This window comes from Chenggangzhangella methanolivorans, from assembly GCF_019797865.1.
Classification (GTDB): Bacteria; Pseudomonadota; Alphaproteobacteria; order Rhizobiales; family Methylopilaceae; genus Methylopila; species Methylopila methanolivorans.
In genome coordinates, this window is the sequence record NZ_CP081869.1 from 995053 (window position 1) to 1009845 (window position 14793).

The window sequence follows — 14793 nt, forward strand, 5'->3', positions numbered from 1 at the left end:
CATCGACCCGGCGGGCATGCGCCGGCCGGGCCGCACGTTCCGACCGCGCCTTCGAGAGTGAGGTATCTCGCGTGTTCGACCAGTTCCTCGGCGACGTCCCGACGCCCCTCAAGTTCCTGCTGGCCTTCGTGGTCGTCATCCTGCTGATCGTGATCGCCGCCTGGCTGATCCGTCGGTTCGGCGGCCAGCGTTTCGGCCCCACGGCAGGCTCCGGACGCTCGCGCCAGCCGCGGCTCGGCGTGCTCGACGTGCTCGCCGTCGACGGGCGGCGCCGGCTCGTGATCGTTCGCCGCGACAATGTCGAGCACCTCGTCATGATCGGCGGGCCGAACGACGTGGTGGTCGAGAGCGGCATTCTGCGCCAGCCGCCGGGCGTCCAGCAGATGCGCGAACCGGGCCCGCTCGGCCAGGTCGAGCCTCAGCCCGCGCGCACCGTTCCGCCCCAGCCGATCCCGGCGTCTCCGTCGCCCGCGCCGCGCGCCCCGCAGCCAGCCGCGCCGGCCCCTGTCGTCGCCGCGCCGACGCCCGCCGACCAGACCCGGGTCCATCCCAAGATCGCGGAGACGCCTGCGCAGCAGCCTGCGCAGCGGGCCCCGACCATCCCCCCGCGCCCGGCTCAGCCGACTCCTGCGCCGCAGGTCCAGCCGGTCGCCCGCCCCGCCGCCGAAACCCAGAAACCCGCAGCGGTGGAAGCGCCGAAGGCGCAGCCCGCAAAGGCCGAGGCTCCCAAGGTTGAAGCTCCGAAAGTGGAGGCTCCCAAGGTCGAGGCTCCGAAGCCCGAAGCGGTCGTTCAGCCCGCGCGTCCCGCGACGCCGCCTCCGCCGCCCCCCGCTCCGGCTCCGCAGGCCCCTGCTCCCGCCGCTCCGGCTCCTGTTGCTCCAGCTCCCGTCGCTCCGCGCCCGGTTCCGCAGCAGATCATCGCCGGTCCGGCGGCCCGCTCGGCCGAGCCCGTCGCCCGCTCGAACGAGCTCGCCGACCGCCTCGCCGCCGCGCTCAAGCGTCCGGTGGCGCCCGCAGCGCCCCGGCCCGCGGCCGCCCCGGCCGAGCCCGACCTGCCCCGCGCCATGCCGGCGATGGGCGGCGACGCTCCCGCCCCGTCCGCCCCGGCCTCGGCGCCGGCTCCCGAAGTGAAGGCCGAAAAGCGCGCCGAGCTTGACGCTTCGACCGAGGACGATCTGCTGGCGTCGCTCGAGGCGGACATGGCGAACCTGCTCGGGCGGGATGTCGGCAAGCCCAAGAGCTGAGGACCCGACCGCGACGCGGCTCCGCGTCGGGGCCGCGCTCCGCCGCGTGAGGCGGGTCGCCGGCTGGGCGTTCGGCTGCGCGGCGCTCTTCGTCGCGGGCTCGGCCGCCGCCCAGACCATGACGCTCGATCTCGGCCAGGGCGGCGCCAGCGAGCGCGCCCTCCAGATCGTCGCGCTCATCACGGTCATGAGCCTCGCGCCCTCGATTCTGGTGATGGTGACGTGCTTCACCCGCATCGTGGTGGTGCTGTCGCTGCTCAGGACCGCGATCGGCACCCAGACCGCGCCGCCCAACGCCGTCGTGACGGCGCTCGCGCTGTTCCTGACCGCCTTCGTGATGGGGCCGACGTTCCAGGCGGCCTATACCGACGGCGTCCAGCCGAGGCTCGCAGGCCAGATCGACGACGCCACCGCCTTCACCCGCGCGGCCGCGCCGTTCCGCACCTTCATGCTGGCGCATGTGCGCGAGAAGGATCTGGCGCTGTTCCAGGGCCTTTCGCGCGAACCGAATCCCGAGACGCCCGAGCAGGTCTCGCTGCGGGTTCTGGTGCCCTCCTTCATGATCTCGGAGCTTCGCCGCGCCTTCGAGATCGGCTTCCTGTTGTTCGTCCCGTTCCTCGTGATCGACCTGGTGGTGGCCTCGGTGCTCATGTCGATGGGCATGATGATGCTGCCGCCCGCGATCGTGTCGCTGCCGTTCAAGCTCATCTTTTTCGTGCTGGTGGACGGCTGGAACCTGGTCGCAGGCAGCCTCGTGCAGAGCTACACGGGCGGAGCCTAGCGTCGCCCTCCCGCTGGAGGTCCCCACACCTCAGGCGATATGGCGGTTTTGACCGTTTAGAGCGCCGTCGGAGCTTGCAAACCGGGCGATCCGCCGCGCCCCATACCGGCGAAACGAGACCCGTCGGAACGGCCCTCGCAAGGAGAGACCTAGGCGGGCGCGCCTGACTTGGCGGTCATTTCCTCAGCCGGGATACGCGCCACGAACCGTTCCTGGTTCCACAGCTCCATCGCCTCGCCGCCGACATGACCGCGGGCGTCGTCGAGCGCCTGCTGGTCGCTGTCGTGAAACAGCTCGACAAAGCGCGAGATCCGGTTGTCCGGACTTAAAAAATAGAGCCGGTAATACGACATGGAGCGCTCCCGGGCCGAACGGCGGGAGCGCGGACGAAGCCCAAGGCCTAGCCCGACTCTCAGTCGCTGGCGGCCATGAAGCGATGCCCAGCGATGAAGGATTCTCGCATGGCGGAGCCTGTCGCACCACGTCTTTCGACGCCTTAAGCGGGAAATAAGTCTTGGCTCGCAGGACCGTGTTCCGCGCCGCCAAGATCATCAGGCCTTCGGGGGTTGCGCGCCCGAGGGAGCGGCCGCCGCCGCCTCCTCGGCCCCGCGGGCGCGATATTCCTTCATGAAGGCGTCGAACGACGCGCTGGCGGCGACGGTCCGCGCGATTTCCCGGAAGGCGTCGCCCCGCGCTTCGATCGGCGCGGTCACGACCTCGAAGGCCGAGGCTTGCGGGCCGTCGGCCATCTTGGCCGAGAACTTCTGGCGCAGGCGGTCGATCCCGAACCCGTCCTCGGCGAGCGACAGCGCGATCGCGGCGCGCATCACGTCGCTGCGCTGGCTGGCGTCGAGCGGCGACGGCGCACGCCAGGCGGAGCCGAGCGCCGTTTCGAGCGCCTCGCCGGCCTCCGGCCAGCGCCGGGCCGCCCAGAGGATGTCGGCCTTCAACCGGGAGGCCTCCGGCCCCTCGAGCCCGTCGGCGATCTCGAGCGCGAGGTCGACGCGGCCGGTTTCGGCGAGCGCCCTCGCCTCGAGCCGCAGGCGCGTGCGCAGAAGCGAGCCCGGCAGGTCCGCCTGGCGCGTTTTGCGCAGCACCTCGAGCGCCTTGGCGGGCTTGCCGTTCATCATGTCGACGAGGGCCGCGCGCGCCGCGACCTGGGCGCGAGCCGCCCCGGCAAGGCGGTTGTCGATCTGGTACTGGAGCAGGTCTGCGGCCTGGTCGAACAGGTCGACCTCGACGAGCTTGTCGGCGAGACGGCGCACGAGCTCGTCGCCGCGCTTGCCGCCCGGGCTCATCTCCTTGAAGTCGTAGAACAATGCGAGGGCGTCGAGCTTCGGCAAGGTTTCGGCGCCGGCGCCCAGGAAAAGGTCGGTGAAGCGCTCCTGCATCTTGTCCTGGAGCGCGCGGGTGCCGTCGGCGTCCGGGAAGGCCTGGACGGCGACGCGCAGGGTCGAGAACGCGTCGCGCCAGCGCGCGGCGTCGGCGTAGAGCTGGATCAGACGCGACAGCGCGGAGGCCTCGATCCAGTCGCCCCGCCACCCCGTCACGAGCCGCTCGAGCCGGTCGATCGCGGCCGGGGCGTCGATCTTGCCGGTCTTCAGGCCAAGTTCGACGCCACGAAGGTCCGCCTCCGCGCCCGCGGCGCCGCCGGCGCGTTTGGCGAGGCTCTCATAGGAGGCGATCGCCCGGTCGGCGCGACCGAGCGCCTCGGCGAGACGGGCGCGCACGAGGTCGCGCTGCGCGACGCCGTCGATCGCGGGGAGAACGTCGAGCTTTTCGAACTCCGCCGCGGCGGTCGCGGCGTCGCCGGCGTCGAGGGCGAGCGTCACGTCGAGGCCGACGAAGCGCGCCTGCAGCTCCGGCGGCAGGTCGTCGAGCGCGGGCGCGCCGCGCTTGAGCGAGACCCGGGCCATGCCGGTCTGGCCGTCCTCCGCCTCCGCGGCGGCGCGCCACAGCGCGGCCTCGGACGGCAGGCGCAGCGACGGCGCGGCGAGAATCGCACGCGCTTCCTTGGCCCGCCCGAGGCCGACTTCGGCCGCCGCGCGCATGATCGAGAGCCGCTCGTCGCGCTCGCTCAGGCCGCCGTCGTCGACGATCGCGCCGAGGACGGCCTTGGCGTCGGCCGGACGCTGGCGCGCCAGATAGAACCGCGCGAGATCGAGGCGCGCCTCCTGCCGGTCGTCGACCGGGGCCATGGCGGCTGCGCCCATCAGCTCGTTCTCGCGTTCGGCGAAGGGCTTCTGGTTGTCGGCCGCCCAGGTCTCGGCGCCGAGCGTGACCCCGTTGTCGTTCTTGCGCTTGGGCGTGGCGTCCGCGGTCGCGTCGGCGGCCGAGAGCGTGAGGCCGCCGTCGCGCTCGACGAAGAGCTGGTCGAGGCGCCGACCACGCGGGCGTCGTCGGCGCCGAGCAGGAAGGCGAGGCCGTGCGCGGTGGCGAGCGACTGGAACTCGACGAAGCTGCGCGGCCGTTCCGCGCCCCGGGCCGGGCCCGCAAGCGTCGCCACGGTGAGCTCGTCGCCGACCTCCGGATCGGGAATTGTCCTTACGGTTCCAAGGCCTGGCGCATCCGCCTGCATGGCGGCGCGGCCGTCGCGGTCGAAGCTCGGCTTCAAATCGACGACGCCCGAGCGGCTGAGCACCTCGTCGCCGAGCGAGACGATCCAGCTCGCGCCGTCGGCCTGGGCGGAGACGAGCACGTCGTCGGAGAGCGTCATCCGCACGACGCGCCCGCGATCGAGCGCGCTCTGCGAAACGGCCGTCACCAAGCCCTTGGAATCGCGGGTGAAAGCCGAAAGGTCGAGCGGCGCGACGTCGTCGAAGACGCCCCACAATGTGCGTCCGCGCCGGAAGATCGCGGCCGGAACCGGACGGGCGAAGGGCAAGACTAGCCGGGCGGTGTGGCCGGCCATCCGGACCTCGCCGACGCCGGCGGCGGCGGCGGGGACGGCGCTCGGCGCGGCGGATGGGGCGGCGGAGGGCGCGGCGGGCTCGTCATGCGCCGCCACGCCGGGCGCGGCGGCGGCGTCCGGCCCGTGAGCGGCCGACTCGCGCTCAGTCTCTTGGGGCGAAGGCGGCGCGGCGTCATGCGCGGCCGTCATCGCCGGCTGCGGGTGCGCGGCGGCGGAGAGCGCGGCGGCGGCCTCCGCGGGGGTGGCGGCGGCGAGCGTCGCCGCCGGGGCCGCGGCGGCCGCGTCATGCGCGGTCTCGGCGTGGCCCGTCTCTGCGTGGCCGGCGTCGGCCCCCTCTGCGCGCGGCGCGGGACGGTCGATGTCGAGGATGAAGTCGTCGCCGTCGCGGAAGCCTCTCGCCTCGCCCGCGCCCTTGGCCGGCACGTTCACCACGATCTTGTCGCCGAGCTTTTCGGAGGTGAGCCCCGCGAAGTCGAGCGGCAGGAGCGCGCGGGCGGCGGGGGCGTCGAATCGATAGGACGCGCCGATCACGACCCGCACCTTGTCGCCGAGCCGCTTGAAGTCGACGTCGACGTCGCCGCCGAGGCCGAACACGAGCCGGTTGAAGGTCGGATGGGTCGCGCCCTCGAGCGTCAGCCGCGCGAGCGGCCGGGCGGCGCGCCGGGCTTCTTCGGCCCGGAGCTCGCGGCCGGCGCGGGCCTCGCGGGTGAGGTTCGCGATCACGTCGGCGGGCAGCGGCGGCGGCAGCGACTTCCAGCTCGGCGGCAGCAGGTCGACGAACAGCGTCTCGCCGGCCTCGTTGACCGCGAGCTTGACCTGCGTCTGCAGCGCGATGCGGATCGCGGTGCCGTCCGGATCGAGGCGCACGACGCTCGCGAGCTTGCCGAGGCCGCGCGCCAGGCCCTCGGCGTCGAGCGTCACGGGCTCGTCGAAGGAGACGATGAGGATGGAGTTCGCGATGCGCACGTTCGGCTTGGGCAGCCGGTCGAACGCGAAGGAGATGCGGGCGTAGCCCTCGGGCGCGATCGCGGCCGAGACGGCGCCCGTGGCGGCCGCCATCGCGGGCGCTGAGACGCCGATCGCGAGCGCGAGCGTCAGGCCGGCCATCGCCGCGCGCGTCCGAAACGCCACCTGTCCCGCTCCCGTCGCATCACGGCGGCGCGTCCGCCGCCTTGTCCAGAGAGCGACTAAAGACAGAAAGCCGTTGGCGAGACGTTACCGCGACCCCGAAGCTTCAAGGTCGAACGCGATGAGATCGCGCATGCACCGCCGTCATGCCCGGCGACGGCCGGGCGTCGGCGACTTTCCGGGAGCGTCGAGCGCTACGCCGAAGTCGTGGATACCCGAGCGAAGCTCGGGCATGACGGGTGGCGGAATCGGCAGATCACACCCGCCGCCGTCATGCCCGGCGGCAGCCGGGCATCCACGACTTTCTGGGATCGTCGAGAGCTGCGTCGAAGTCGTGGATATCCGAGCGAAGCTCGGGCATGACGGATGGCCGAATCGGCCGATCACATCCGCCGCCGTCATGCCCGGCGGCAGCCGGGCGTCCATGACTTTCCGGGATCGTCGAGCGCTACGCCAAAGTCGTGGATACCGAGCGAAGCTCGGGCATGTCGGGTGGAACGGTTTACGCGCAGATGTCCGGCCAGAGGTCGCGCCAGTCAGGATTGGCGTCGTGGATCAGGCGCACCTTCTTCGCCCGCGAAGGTGCTTGAGGTCCTTCTCGCGCGCGATCGCGGCGCGGATGTAGTCATGCGCCTCGAACCAGACGAGCGCCTTGAGGCCATAGCGCTTGGTGAAACCCTCGGCGGCGCCGGATCGATGCTCGAAGACGCGGCGGACAAGGTCGTTCGTGACGCCGACATAGAGCACGCCGTCCTTCCGGTTGGTCATGATGTAGGCGAAGGCGGCGTACATCCGCAGATGCTGCTGGCTTTCGTGAGTGCGCGCAACGTCTGGCGGCGGCCGGGCGGCCGCGACTTTCCGGGAGCGTCGAGCACTACGCCCAAGTCGTGGATACGCAAGCGAAGCTCGGGCATGACGGGTGGCGGATCTCGCCGATCACGCCCGCCGCCATCATGCCCGGCGGCGGGCGGGCGTCCATGACGTCCTAGGAACGTGAAGCTCTACGCCCAAGTCGTGGATACCCGAGCAAAGCTCGGGCATGACGGGTGGCGGAACTAGCCGATCACACTCAACACTGTCATGCCCGGCGGCAGCCGGGCATCCACGACTTTCCGGGATCGCCGAGCGCTACGCCCAAGTCGTGGATACCCGAGCAAAGCTCGGGCATGACGGTGGCGGAACTCGGAGATCACGCCCGCCGCCGTCATCGCGCCCTCAGCGGTTCGGGCGGCCCTCGATCTTGGGCAGCTCCGCGGGCAAGACCGAGGCGGTCTCGGCGATGGGCGGCGAGGCCTCGCGGCGGGCGAGCGCCACGGTCAGCTTCTGCGCGGCGTCGGGCTCCATCACGCCCATCACCACCGAAAGCGTGCGCGGCTTCATGCGCGAGGCGACGTCGAGCAGAACCTGGGCGTCGAGCTTCTCGAAGATGCGCGCGGCCTCCTTGGGCTTCATGCCCTCGTAAAGGATCACGAGCTCCTTGAACTTGGTCTGCTCGAGCTCGGCGCGGCGCTTGTCGGCGTCGCCGATCGCCTGCTCGAGGCGCTTCAGCTCGTTGAGGCGATCGTCGAGCCGCTTCTCGGTCGCCTTGAGCGTGGCCTCGCGCATGTCGAGCTCGCTGGTGCGGGCGTCGATCGCCTCGCGCCGCTTCGACAGCGCCTCGGTCAGCGCCTTCTGCGAGCTCTCCTCGACGGTGAGCTCGCCCTTCGCGTCGACCGGCGGCTTCTCGACCGGACGCGGCTGGACGGGCGCGCCTTCCTTGGCGCCGTGGTCGTCGGCCACCGCAGGCTTTTCGGCGCCGTGCGAGGCGCTCGCGGCGGCGGCCGGCGGCACGAACAGATAGCTGGTGTGGGTCGCGATCCCGATCGCCTTCAGGCCGAGCAAAGCCGCGGCCGCGGTGATGACGACCGGCATCAGCCGGATGCGGGACGCAGCGCTCACGAGGCGCTCCCCATGCTCAGCGCACGAATGCGGTTGGAGAAGACTTCAGCGGCGGCGGCGGCCGCGGCCGAGGGGCTGAGCGCGGCTTCGGCGGCGCGGCGCGCCTCCTCGGCGGCGCGCTGGGCCTCGGCCTCGGCCTCGGCGCGGCGGCGCACCTCCTGGCGGATCTCCTCGCGGGCGGCCTTGACGCGCTCGACCTCGGCGGTCTCGGCCTCGCGCTGGGCGTGGTCGCGCGCGGCCTTGGCGATCTTGGCGATGCGCTCGATGACCGCCTCTCCCTCGCCGAGCTGGCCGGCCATCTGCTCCGACAGCGTCTCGGCGCGGCCGAGACGGTCGGCGAGCGTCTCCTCGCTCTGAGAGACGGTGGCGCGCAGCGCCGCGATCGAGCGCTCGGCCGCATGGGTCGCGGTGACGAGCTCGACGATGGTGTCGCGCATCGTGGTCTCGTCGGCGCGCAGGCGCCGGAGCTTGCGGTCGAGCACCGCGCAATAGGCGATGGTGGCGATCAGCAGGACGGCGACGAGCGACTCGATCGCGAGCCCGACCACGTTCTCCATCACGAGGCCTCCTTGCGGATCTGGCCCGCCGCCTCGAAGGCCGCGAGCGTGGTGCGCGAGGGGCGCAGCGGAGCCGCGATCTGGATCGCGACCTTCTCGCCCGAGCGTCCCATGCGCGCATGGGTCAGCACCTCGTCGCCGCAGCGCAGCTCGACGAGCGCGTCGGGCTTCACGTCCAGCATCAGCGTGTCGCCGACGTCGAGGTCGAGGATGGTCTTGAGCGGCAGCCGCTGGTCGTAGAGCACGGCGTGGACCTCGGTGCGCGCGGCCCAGATCTCGGTCGCCAGATGCCCTTCCCAGGTCGCGTCGCGGCCGAACTTCTCGCCCATGAACTGCTGCATCAGCACGTCGCGGATCGGCTCGATGGTGGCGTAGGGAATCGCGATGTGGATCACGCCGCCGCGCTCCTCCATGTCGACGCGCAGCGTGACGAGGATCGCGGCGTTGGCCGGCCGGGTGATGGTGGCGAACTTGGGATTGGTCTCGAGCCGGTCGAACGAGAAACTGACCGGGGTCACGGGCCGGAACGCGGCCTCGGCGTCTTCGAGCACGACCTCGACCATGCGCTGGACGATCGAGGTCTCGATCGTGGTGTAGGGCCGGCCCTCGACCTTCATCTTCACCGAGGCGTTCCGCCCGCCGAGCAGCACGTCGATGATCGAATAGGTGAGCGCGCTGTCCACCGTCATCAGCCCGAAGCCGTCCCACTGCTCGGCCTTGAACACCGAGAGGATGGCGGGCAACGGGATCGAGTTCAGATAGTCGCCGAAGCGCACCGACTTGATCCCGTCGAGCGAGACCTCGACGTTGTCGGAGGTGAAGTTGCGAAGGCTCGTCGTGAGCAGCCGGACCAGCCGGTCGAACACGATCTCGAGCATCGGCAGGCGCTCGTAGGAGACGAGCGCCGAATCGATGATGGCGCGGATCCCGGACTGGTCCGCGAGGCCGAGCGCATTGGGGTCGAAGCCGAGAAGGCCGTCGACCTCGTCCTGGTTGAGCACGCGGTCGACCGCCTTGCGGGCGCTCGGCGGCTCGGCCGAGGCGTTCCAGTCGGCCGAATCGGCCGCGGCCGGTCCGCCCTGCTCGGAGAGCGCGGCCTCCCATTCGGCCGCAATGTCGTCGTCGCTCTGGGTTCCGCCGGCCATAACTTTAAGCCCCGCCGCCCTACTGGACGATGATTTCCTTGAACAGAACGGCGTCGACCTTGGCCGGCGCCACCGCGGTGTTGACGCGGCGCAGCAGCTCTTCCTTGAGGCGATACACCCCGGAGGAGCCGCGGATGTCGTCGGGCCGGAGCTCGCGCAGATGCGTCTGGAAGCTGTCGAGCACGCGCGGCATCATCGGCTTGATGGTCTCGGCGGACTTCGCCTCGTCGACCTCGAGCGCGACCGACAGGCGCACGTAGCGCTGCTTCTCGCGGTCGACGGTGGCGAGGTTCACGGTCATCTCCGGCAGGTCGACGAAGGCCGCGCCTGCGGTCTCGGCTCCCTTTTCGCCATGGCCGCCGCCGTGGCCGCCCTCGGCCTTCTCCTCGCCGTGGCCGCCCGAGGCCTCGGCGTGGGCCTCGCCGTGGCCGTCCTCCTTGCCGCCCTTCATCATGAAGAACGCGCCGCCGCCGCCGATGAGCAGCGCGGCGGCCGCGGCGCCCGCGATGATGATGAGCTTCTTCTTCGACTTGGGCTTGCCCTCGGCGGCCGCGCCGGCTTCGTTCTCGTCCGCCATGTCAAAGCCTCCGCGGCGTGGATGACGCCGCGCTCCGTCGCCGCCGACGGGTTCGCCGGCCATGGTTAACGGATAGGTCCCAAAGGTTAACGAAGCCTTGCGACCCGGCAAAAGCTGCCGGGCAAATTGCGCCGGGCGGGCGGCCGCGACCTGTTTCTGCCGGGTGGGTTTCTCTGAATTTTCGTTCAAATTCGAACGATTCATCCATCTGGCACGCCGGCTGCAATGGTTCTGGCGACGGATCGCAGGTCGGGGAAGGACAGGCGAACGTCGTTAAGACAGCGGCTCGGGAGCGTGTGGTGGAAAACGCCTCTCTTGTCGGGTTGTCGCGGCAGGTCGCCCTGCGGCGCGAGCTCGACGTGATTTCGAACAACGTCGCCAACATGAACACCTCTGGCTTCAAGGCCGAGGAGATGACGTTCGGCGAGTATCTGATGCCCAAGGCGCGGGACGACACGTTCCAGCGCCGCGACCGCACGCTGTCCTTCGTCGAGGATCTCGCCACCTGGCACGACCAGACCGCCGGCGCGATCCAGACCACAGGCGCCGACACCGACGTCGCGATCGACGGCGAGGGCTTCTTCGTGGTCGAGGGCGCGGGCGGGACCCGCTACACCCGCAACGGCGCGTTCCAGATCAACTCGCAGGGCGTGCTGGTGACGTCGGAGGGCGCCCGCGTGCTCTCGACCTCCGGCCCGATCCAGCTCGGCCCCAACGAGCGCGGGCTCACGATCTCCTCCGACGGCACGATCTCGACCAACGAGGGCGTGCGCGGAAAGCTCCGCGTGGCGCGGTTCTCGAGCCTGCAGGACCTCTCCAAGGAAGGCGCGAGCCTGTTCCGCTCCGACGCCGAGCCGCAGGAAGCCACCGCCCGCGTCCGCATCGTCCAGGGCGCGATCGAGAAGTCTAACGTCAAGCCGGTCGCGGAGATGAGCCGCCTCGTCGAGGTGACCCGCGCCTATGAGAGCGTGACCTCGCTCCTGTCAAAGCAGGACGAGATCCGCCGCGCCGCGATCGAGAAGCTCGCCGAGGTGCCGTCGTGACCGCCGCCTCCAACACCGCAGGAGCCGCCTGATGCGCGCGCTGTACACCGCCTCTTCGGGCATGGCGGCCAGGAGCTCAACGTCGAGCTCATCTCGAACAACATCGCCAACATGCGCACCGCCGGCTTCAAGCGCCAGCGGGCCGAGTTCCAGGACCTGCTCTACCAGTCGATGCGCCGCGTCGGCTCGTCGAGCTCGGACGCCGGCACCGTGCTGCCGACCGGCGTCGACATCGGCTCGGGCGTGAAGCTCGTCGCCACGCCCCGCGTCATGAGCCAGGGCACCGTCTCGCCGACCGAGAAGACCTACGACGTCGCCATCCGCGGCGAGGGCTTCTTCCAGGTCGAGCTGCCGGACGGCACCACCGCCTACACCCGCGACGGCTCGTTCGAGCTCGACCCGAACGGCCAGCTCGTGACCGCCGACGGCTACACGGTCTCGCCCGGCATCACGGTGCCGAACAACACGATCTCGGTCGCGATCAGCGCGGCCGGCCAGGTCGAGGCGACGGTGGCGGGCCAGACCGCGCCGCAGGCGCTCGGCCAGCTCCAGCTCGCCGCTTCATCAACAAGTCGGGCCTCGAGGCCAAGGGCGACAACCTGTTCCTCGAGACCGAGGCGAGCGGCGCGCCGCTCCAGGACGTTCCCGGCGGCGAAGGCTTCGGCACGCTGCTGCAGGGCTATCTCGAACAGTCCAACGTCAACGCCGTGACCGAAATCTCCGACCTGATCGCCGCCCAGCGCGCCTACGAGATGAACTCGAAGGTGATCTCCTCGGCCGACCAGATGCTCCAGAACGCTTCGTCGATGATGCGGTGAGGACCATGACCCGCTTCGCCTGCGCGCTCGCGCTTCTCCCCGTCCTCGCCCTGCCTGCGCTTTCCTCGCCCGCTTTCGCGCAGCCGACGCTGCGCGCCGAGGCGCTGGTCTCGGGCGAGATCGTCACCGTCGGCGACCTGATCGACGGCGCCCACGGCCTCGAGGGCGTGGCGCTGTTCCGCGCGCCCGATCCCGGCCAGACCGGCCCGCTGCCGGCCGCCGCCGCCATCGCCGCCGCCCGCCGCGCCGGCGTCCAGGGCGTCGAGGCCAACGGCGTGCGCGAGGTGTTCGTCACCCGCGCGAGCCGCGAGGTCAGCCTCGAGCAGATGACCGGCGCGATCACCGCGCGCGCCGCCACCGACTATGGCTGCGACGTCGAGGCCGTCGAGACCACGCTCGATCCGGAAATGGCGGCCGTCCATCTCGACGCCGGCGTCTCCGGCGCGCTCGAGGTCGCGCGCTTCGTCGTCGATCTCAAGACCGGCCGGTTCGACGCGCTGCTCCAGGTCGCGGGCGCGGCCCGCGGGACGGCGCCGATCCGCGTCACCGGCGCGGCCGTCGAGACCGTCGAGGTCGCCACGCTCTCCCGCGCGCTGTCGCGCGGCGACATCGTCTCGGCCGCCGACGTGCGCGCCGACCGCCGCCCCAAGGCGCAGGCGCAGGACGCGCTTCGCCCGACCGAGGTCGCGGGGCTCGCGGCCAAGCGCGCGCTTCGCGAAGACCAGCCGCTGCGCTCGGGCGACCTGATGCGCCCGCAGCATGTCGAGCGCGGCGCCTTCGTCACGCTCATCTACGCCACGTCGGGCGTCTCGCTCTCGCTCAAGGCCAAGGCGCTCGCCGCCGGCGCCGCCGGCGACCTCATCACCGTCCAGAACCTGCAATCGAAGCGCGTCGTGAACGGCGTGGTCACCGGTCCCTCCGAAGTGACCGTGACCTCCGCCCCGACCGCCCTCGCCCGTCGCTGAGGAAGGCTCCCATGTCCACGCGTCAGTTTTCCGGGCGTCGCCTCGCCCTTCTCGCCCTGCTCGCCTGCTCCGCGGCGCCGCTCGCCGCCTGCAACACGGCCGACCGCCTCTCCCAGATCGGCAAGGAGCCGGCGCTGTCGGCGATCGACAACCCGACCACCCAGCCCGGCTACAAGAAGGTGTCGATGCCGATGCCCGAAGCCGTGCCGGTCTCCTACGCGCCGAACTCGCTGTGGCGCGGCGGGGCCAAGGGCTTCTTCAAGGATCCTCGCGCCAAGCAGGTCGGCGACCTGCTGACCGTGAAGGTCAACATCGCCGACAAGGCCGAGATCGAGAACGCCACCAAGCGCTCGCGCACCAACGCCGAGCAGTCCGGCGTCAACAACCTGCTCGGTTTCGAGACCAAGGTCGCCAAGATCATGCCGGGTGGGTTCGATCCCTCGAACCTCGCCAACGCCTCCTCGAGCTCCTCGAGCGCGGGCGAAGGCTCGGTCGACCGCAAGGAGACGCTGACCACCAACGTCGCCGCGGTCGTGACCCAGGTGCTCCCGAACGGCTCGCTCGTCATCGAGGGCAAGCAGGAGATCCGGGTGAACTTCGAGATCCGCGAGTTGATCGTCGCGGGCATCGTGCGCACCGAGGACATCGACGCCGACAACACGATCCCGTCGGAGAAGATCGCCCAGGCCCGCATCGCCTATGGCGGCCGCGGCCAGATCACCGACGTGCAGCAGCCGCGCTACGGCCAGCAGGTGATGGACGTGCTGCTGCCCTTCTGACCCATCCGACGCATCGAACTTCGCGGGAGCGGCTCCACCCAGCTCCCGCGGACCGCGGCCTTTCGGGCGTCCACCCGCCCGAAACGTCCGCCCGACCGCGGCCGCCGGCTCCCCCCGGCGGCCGTCGGCGTTTCCGTCCGACGAGGCCGGCGACGCCGGGCCCGACTACGTACGTGTTCGCACGCCCTATCGCTCTCTAAAGTTGTGTTTGTAAGTTTGCACAACTTAAACGGATATTCGAGACGCAGCCGCAATCGGCGCGCGTCCCAGCCCGCGGAGGAGAGCGCATGGTGTTTTCGGTCAACAATCACCGGCTGATGGCGAACGGCGCGCCGGCGCCCTTCGTGGCGAGCCCGAACCGGGGCGCGGCGCTTCAGCCGCTCTACCTGATCCTGCATTACACCGCGGCCTGAGGGCCGACGGCGCGATCAGCTGGTTCCAGAACCCGGCGGCGCAGGCCTCCGCCCATCTCGTGATCGACCGCGACGGCGCGACGACCCAGATGGTCGAGTTCAACCGCATCGCCTGGCACGCCGGCAAGAGCTCCTGGAGCGGGCTCGACGGGCTCAACAAATATTCGATCGGGATCGAGATCGCGAACGCCGGCAGGCTGAGCAAAGGCGCGGACGGCAAGTGGCGCAACTGGGCCAACAACGTCGTGCCGGACGCCGACGTGATCGTCGCCACCCACAAGCACGAAAACACGCCGGCGGGTTGGCAGCGCTACACGGCGGATCAGATCGAGGCCGTCATCGAGATCGGCGTGGCGCTGCACCAGAAGTACGGGTTCGCCGACGTCCTCGGCCACGAGGACGTGTCGCCTGGCAGAAAGGTCGACACCGGTCCCGCTTTCCCGATGGGCAGCGTCGCGGGGAAGATCATGGGGCGGAAATAGGCCGCGCCCCGA

Annotated in this window: 14 protein-coding genes and 2 pseudogenes; 8 read left to right on the forward strand and 8 right to left on the reverse strand. The window is 70.9% G+C overall.

Features of this window, described 5'->3' with window-relative positions; all coding sequences use genetic code 11:
* The first annotated feature begins 71 nt into the window (after positions 1-71).
* The gene (locus tag K6K41_RS05290) at positions 72-1244 is read left to right on the forward strand and encodes a FliO/MopB family protein (protein WP_261404198.1); all 1173 of its coding nucleotides are present in this window, start codon (positions 72-74) and stop codon (positions 1242-1244) included.
* Entirely contained in the window at positions 1222-2025 is an 804-nt protein-coding gene (fliP, locus tag K6K41_RS05295; protein ID WP_261404199.1) for a flagellar type III secretion system pore protein FliP, read from the forward strand. Before K6K41_RS05290 ends, fliP begins: the two co-directional genes overlap by 23 nt.
* A gap of 149 nt (positions 2026-2174) precedes the next feature.
* Here the strand turns inward: fliP and K6K41_RS05300 are convergent, their stop codons facing one another.
* The 8 genes and pseudogenes from K6K41_RS05300 to K6K41_RS05335 all read right to left on the reverse strand — a co-directional run bounded on the left by K6K41_RS05300 (position 2175) and on the right by K6K41_RS05335 (position 10281).
* Complete coding sequence (locus tag K6K41_RS05300; protein WP_261404200.1) at positions 2175-2378, reverse strand: hypothetical protein; 204 nt, start codon at positions 2376-2378, stop codon at positions 2175-2177.
* Positions 2379-2576: 198 nt separating this feature from the next.
* Complete coding sequence (locus K6K41_RS05305) at positions 2577-4238, reverse strand: hypothetical protein (RefSeq protein WP_261404201.1); 1662 nt, start codon at positions 4236-4238, stop codon at positions 2577-2579.
* Complete coding sequence (locus K6K41_RS05310) at positions 4238-6067, reverse strand: hypothetical protein (protein ID WP_261404202.1); 1830 nt, start codon at positions 6065-6067, stop codon at positions 4238-4240. Before K6K41_RS05310 ends, K6K41_RS05305 begins: the two co-directional genes overlap by 1 nt.
* Before the next feature lie 499 nt (positions 6068-6566).
* Positions 6567-6856, reverse strand: a pseudogene (locus K6K41_RS05315) (GIY-YIG nuclease family protein).
* 423 nt (positions 6857-7279) lie between these two features.
* A complete protein-coding gene (locus K6K41_RS05320) occupies positions 7280-8002 on the reverse strand; it encodes a MotE family protein (RefSeq protein ID WP_261404203.1) in 723 nt (240 codons plus the stop codon).
* Entirely contained in the window at positions 7999-8559 is a 561-nt protein-coding gene (locus tag K6K41_RS05325; RefSeq protein WP_261404204.1) for a DUF6468 domain-containing protein, read from the reverse strand. Before K6K41_RS05325 ends, K6K41_RS05320 begins: the two co-directional genes overlap by 4 nt.
* A complete protein-coding gene (gene fliM, locus K6K41_RS05330) occupies positions 8559-9704 on the reverse strand; it encodes a flagellar motor switch protein FliM (protein ID WP_261404205.1) in 1146 nt (381 codons plus the stop codon). The genes K6K41_RS05325 and fliM overlap by 1 nt, the downstream gene beginning before the upstream one ends.
* A 19-nt stretch (positions 9705-9723) precedes the next feature.
* Positions 9724-10281, reverse strand: a complete 558-nt coding sequence (locus K6K41_RS05335; RefSeq protein WP_261404206.1) for a flagellar basal body-associated FliL family protein — start codon at positions 10279-10281, stop codon at positions 9724-9726.
* Positions 10282-10580: 299 nt separating this feature from the next.
* On the opposite strand from K6K41_RS05335, the gene flgF reads away from it, so the two are divergent.
* The 6 genes and pseudogenes from flgF (at position 10581) to K6K41_RS05365 (ending at position 14781) form a co-directional block, all read left to right on the forward strand.
* Positions 10581-11324: a flagellar basal-body rod protein FlgF gene (gene flgF / locus K6K41_RS05340; RefSeq protein ID WP_261404207.1), complete on the forward strand. Its 744-nt coding sequence runs from the start codon at positions 10581-10583 to the stop codon at positions 11322-11324.
* A gap of 31 nt (positions 11325-11355) precedes the next feature.
* A pseudogene (flgG, locus tag K6K41_RS05345) lies at positions 11356-12142 on the forward strand (flagellar basal-body rod protein FlgG).
* Positions 12143-12147: 5 nt separating this feature from the next.
* Positions 12148-13107 carry a flagellar basal body P-ring formation chaperone FlgA gene (gene flgA / locus K6K41_RS05350; protein ID WP_261404208.1) on the forward strand — a complete coding sequence of 320 codons (960 nt, stop codon included), beginning with the start codon at positions 12148-12150 and terminating at the stop codon, positions 13105-13107.
* Between the two features lie 11 nt (positions 13108-13118).
* Positions 13119-13886: a flagellar basal body L-ring protein FlgH gene (gene flgH / locus K6K41_RS05355; RefSeq protein WP_261404209.1), complete on the forward strand. Its 768-nt coding sequence runs from the start codon at positions 13119-13121 to the stop codon at positions 13884-13886.
* Positions 13887-14173: 287 nt separating this feature from the next.
* The gene (locus K6K41_RS05360) at positions 14174-14299 is read left to right on the forward strand and encodes a hypothetical protein (protein WP_261404210.1); all 126 of its coding nucleotides are present in this window, start codon (positions 14174-14176) and stop codon (positions 14297-14299) included.
* Between the two features lie 59 nt (positions 14300-14358).
* Positions 14359-14781, forward strand: a complete 423-nt coding sequence (locus K6K41_RS05365) for an N-acetylmuramoyl-L-alanine amidase (protein WP_261404211.1) — start codon at positions 14359-14361, stop codon at positions 14779-14781.
* The last annotated feature ends 12 nt before the right edge of the window (positions 14782-14793 follow it).

Excerpts from the sequence above, each read along its gene's own strand:
- fliP (WP_261404199.1), top strand. The coding sequence starts at position 1,222 with ATGTCGGCAAGCCCAAGAGCTGAGGACCCGACCGCGACGCGGCTCCGC.
- K6K41_RS05300 (WP_261404200.1), bottom strand. The coding sequence starts at position 2,378 with ATGTCGTATTACCGGCTCTATTTTTTAAGTCCGGACAACCGGATCTCG.
- K6K41_RS05305 (WP_261404201.1), bottom strand. The coding sequence starts at position 4,238 with ATGGGCGCAGCCGCCATGGCCCCGGTCGACGACCGGCAGGAGGCGCGC.
- K6K41_RS05325 (WP_261404204.1), bottom strand. The coding sequence starts at position 8,559 with ATGGAGAACGTGGTCGGGCTCGCGATCGAGTCGCTCGTCGCCGTCCTG.
- fliM (WP_261404205.1), bottom strand. The coding sequence starts at position 9,704 with ATGGCCGGCGGAACCCAGAGCGACGACGACATTGCGGCCGAATGGGAG.
- K6K41_RS05335 (WP_261404206.1), bottom strand. The coding sequence starts at position 10,281 with ATGGCGGACGAGAACGAAGCCGGCGCGGCCGCCGAGGGCAAGCCCAAG.
- flgA (WP_261404208.1), top strand. The coding sequence starts at position 12,148 with ATGACCCGCTTCGCCTGCGCGCTCGCGCTTCTCCCCGTCCTCGCCCTG.
- flgH (WP_261404209.1), top strand. The coding sequence starts at position 13,119 with ATGTCCACGCGTCAGTTTTCCGGGCGTCGCCTCGCCCTTCTCGCCCTG.
- K6K41_RS05360 (WP_261404210.1), top strand. The coding sequence starts at position 14,174 with ATGGTGTTTTCGGTCAACAATCACCGGCTGATGGCGAACGGCGCGCCG.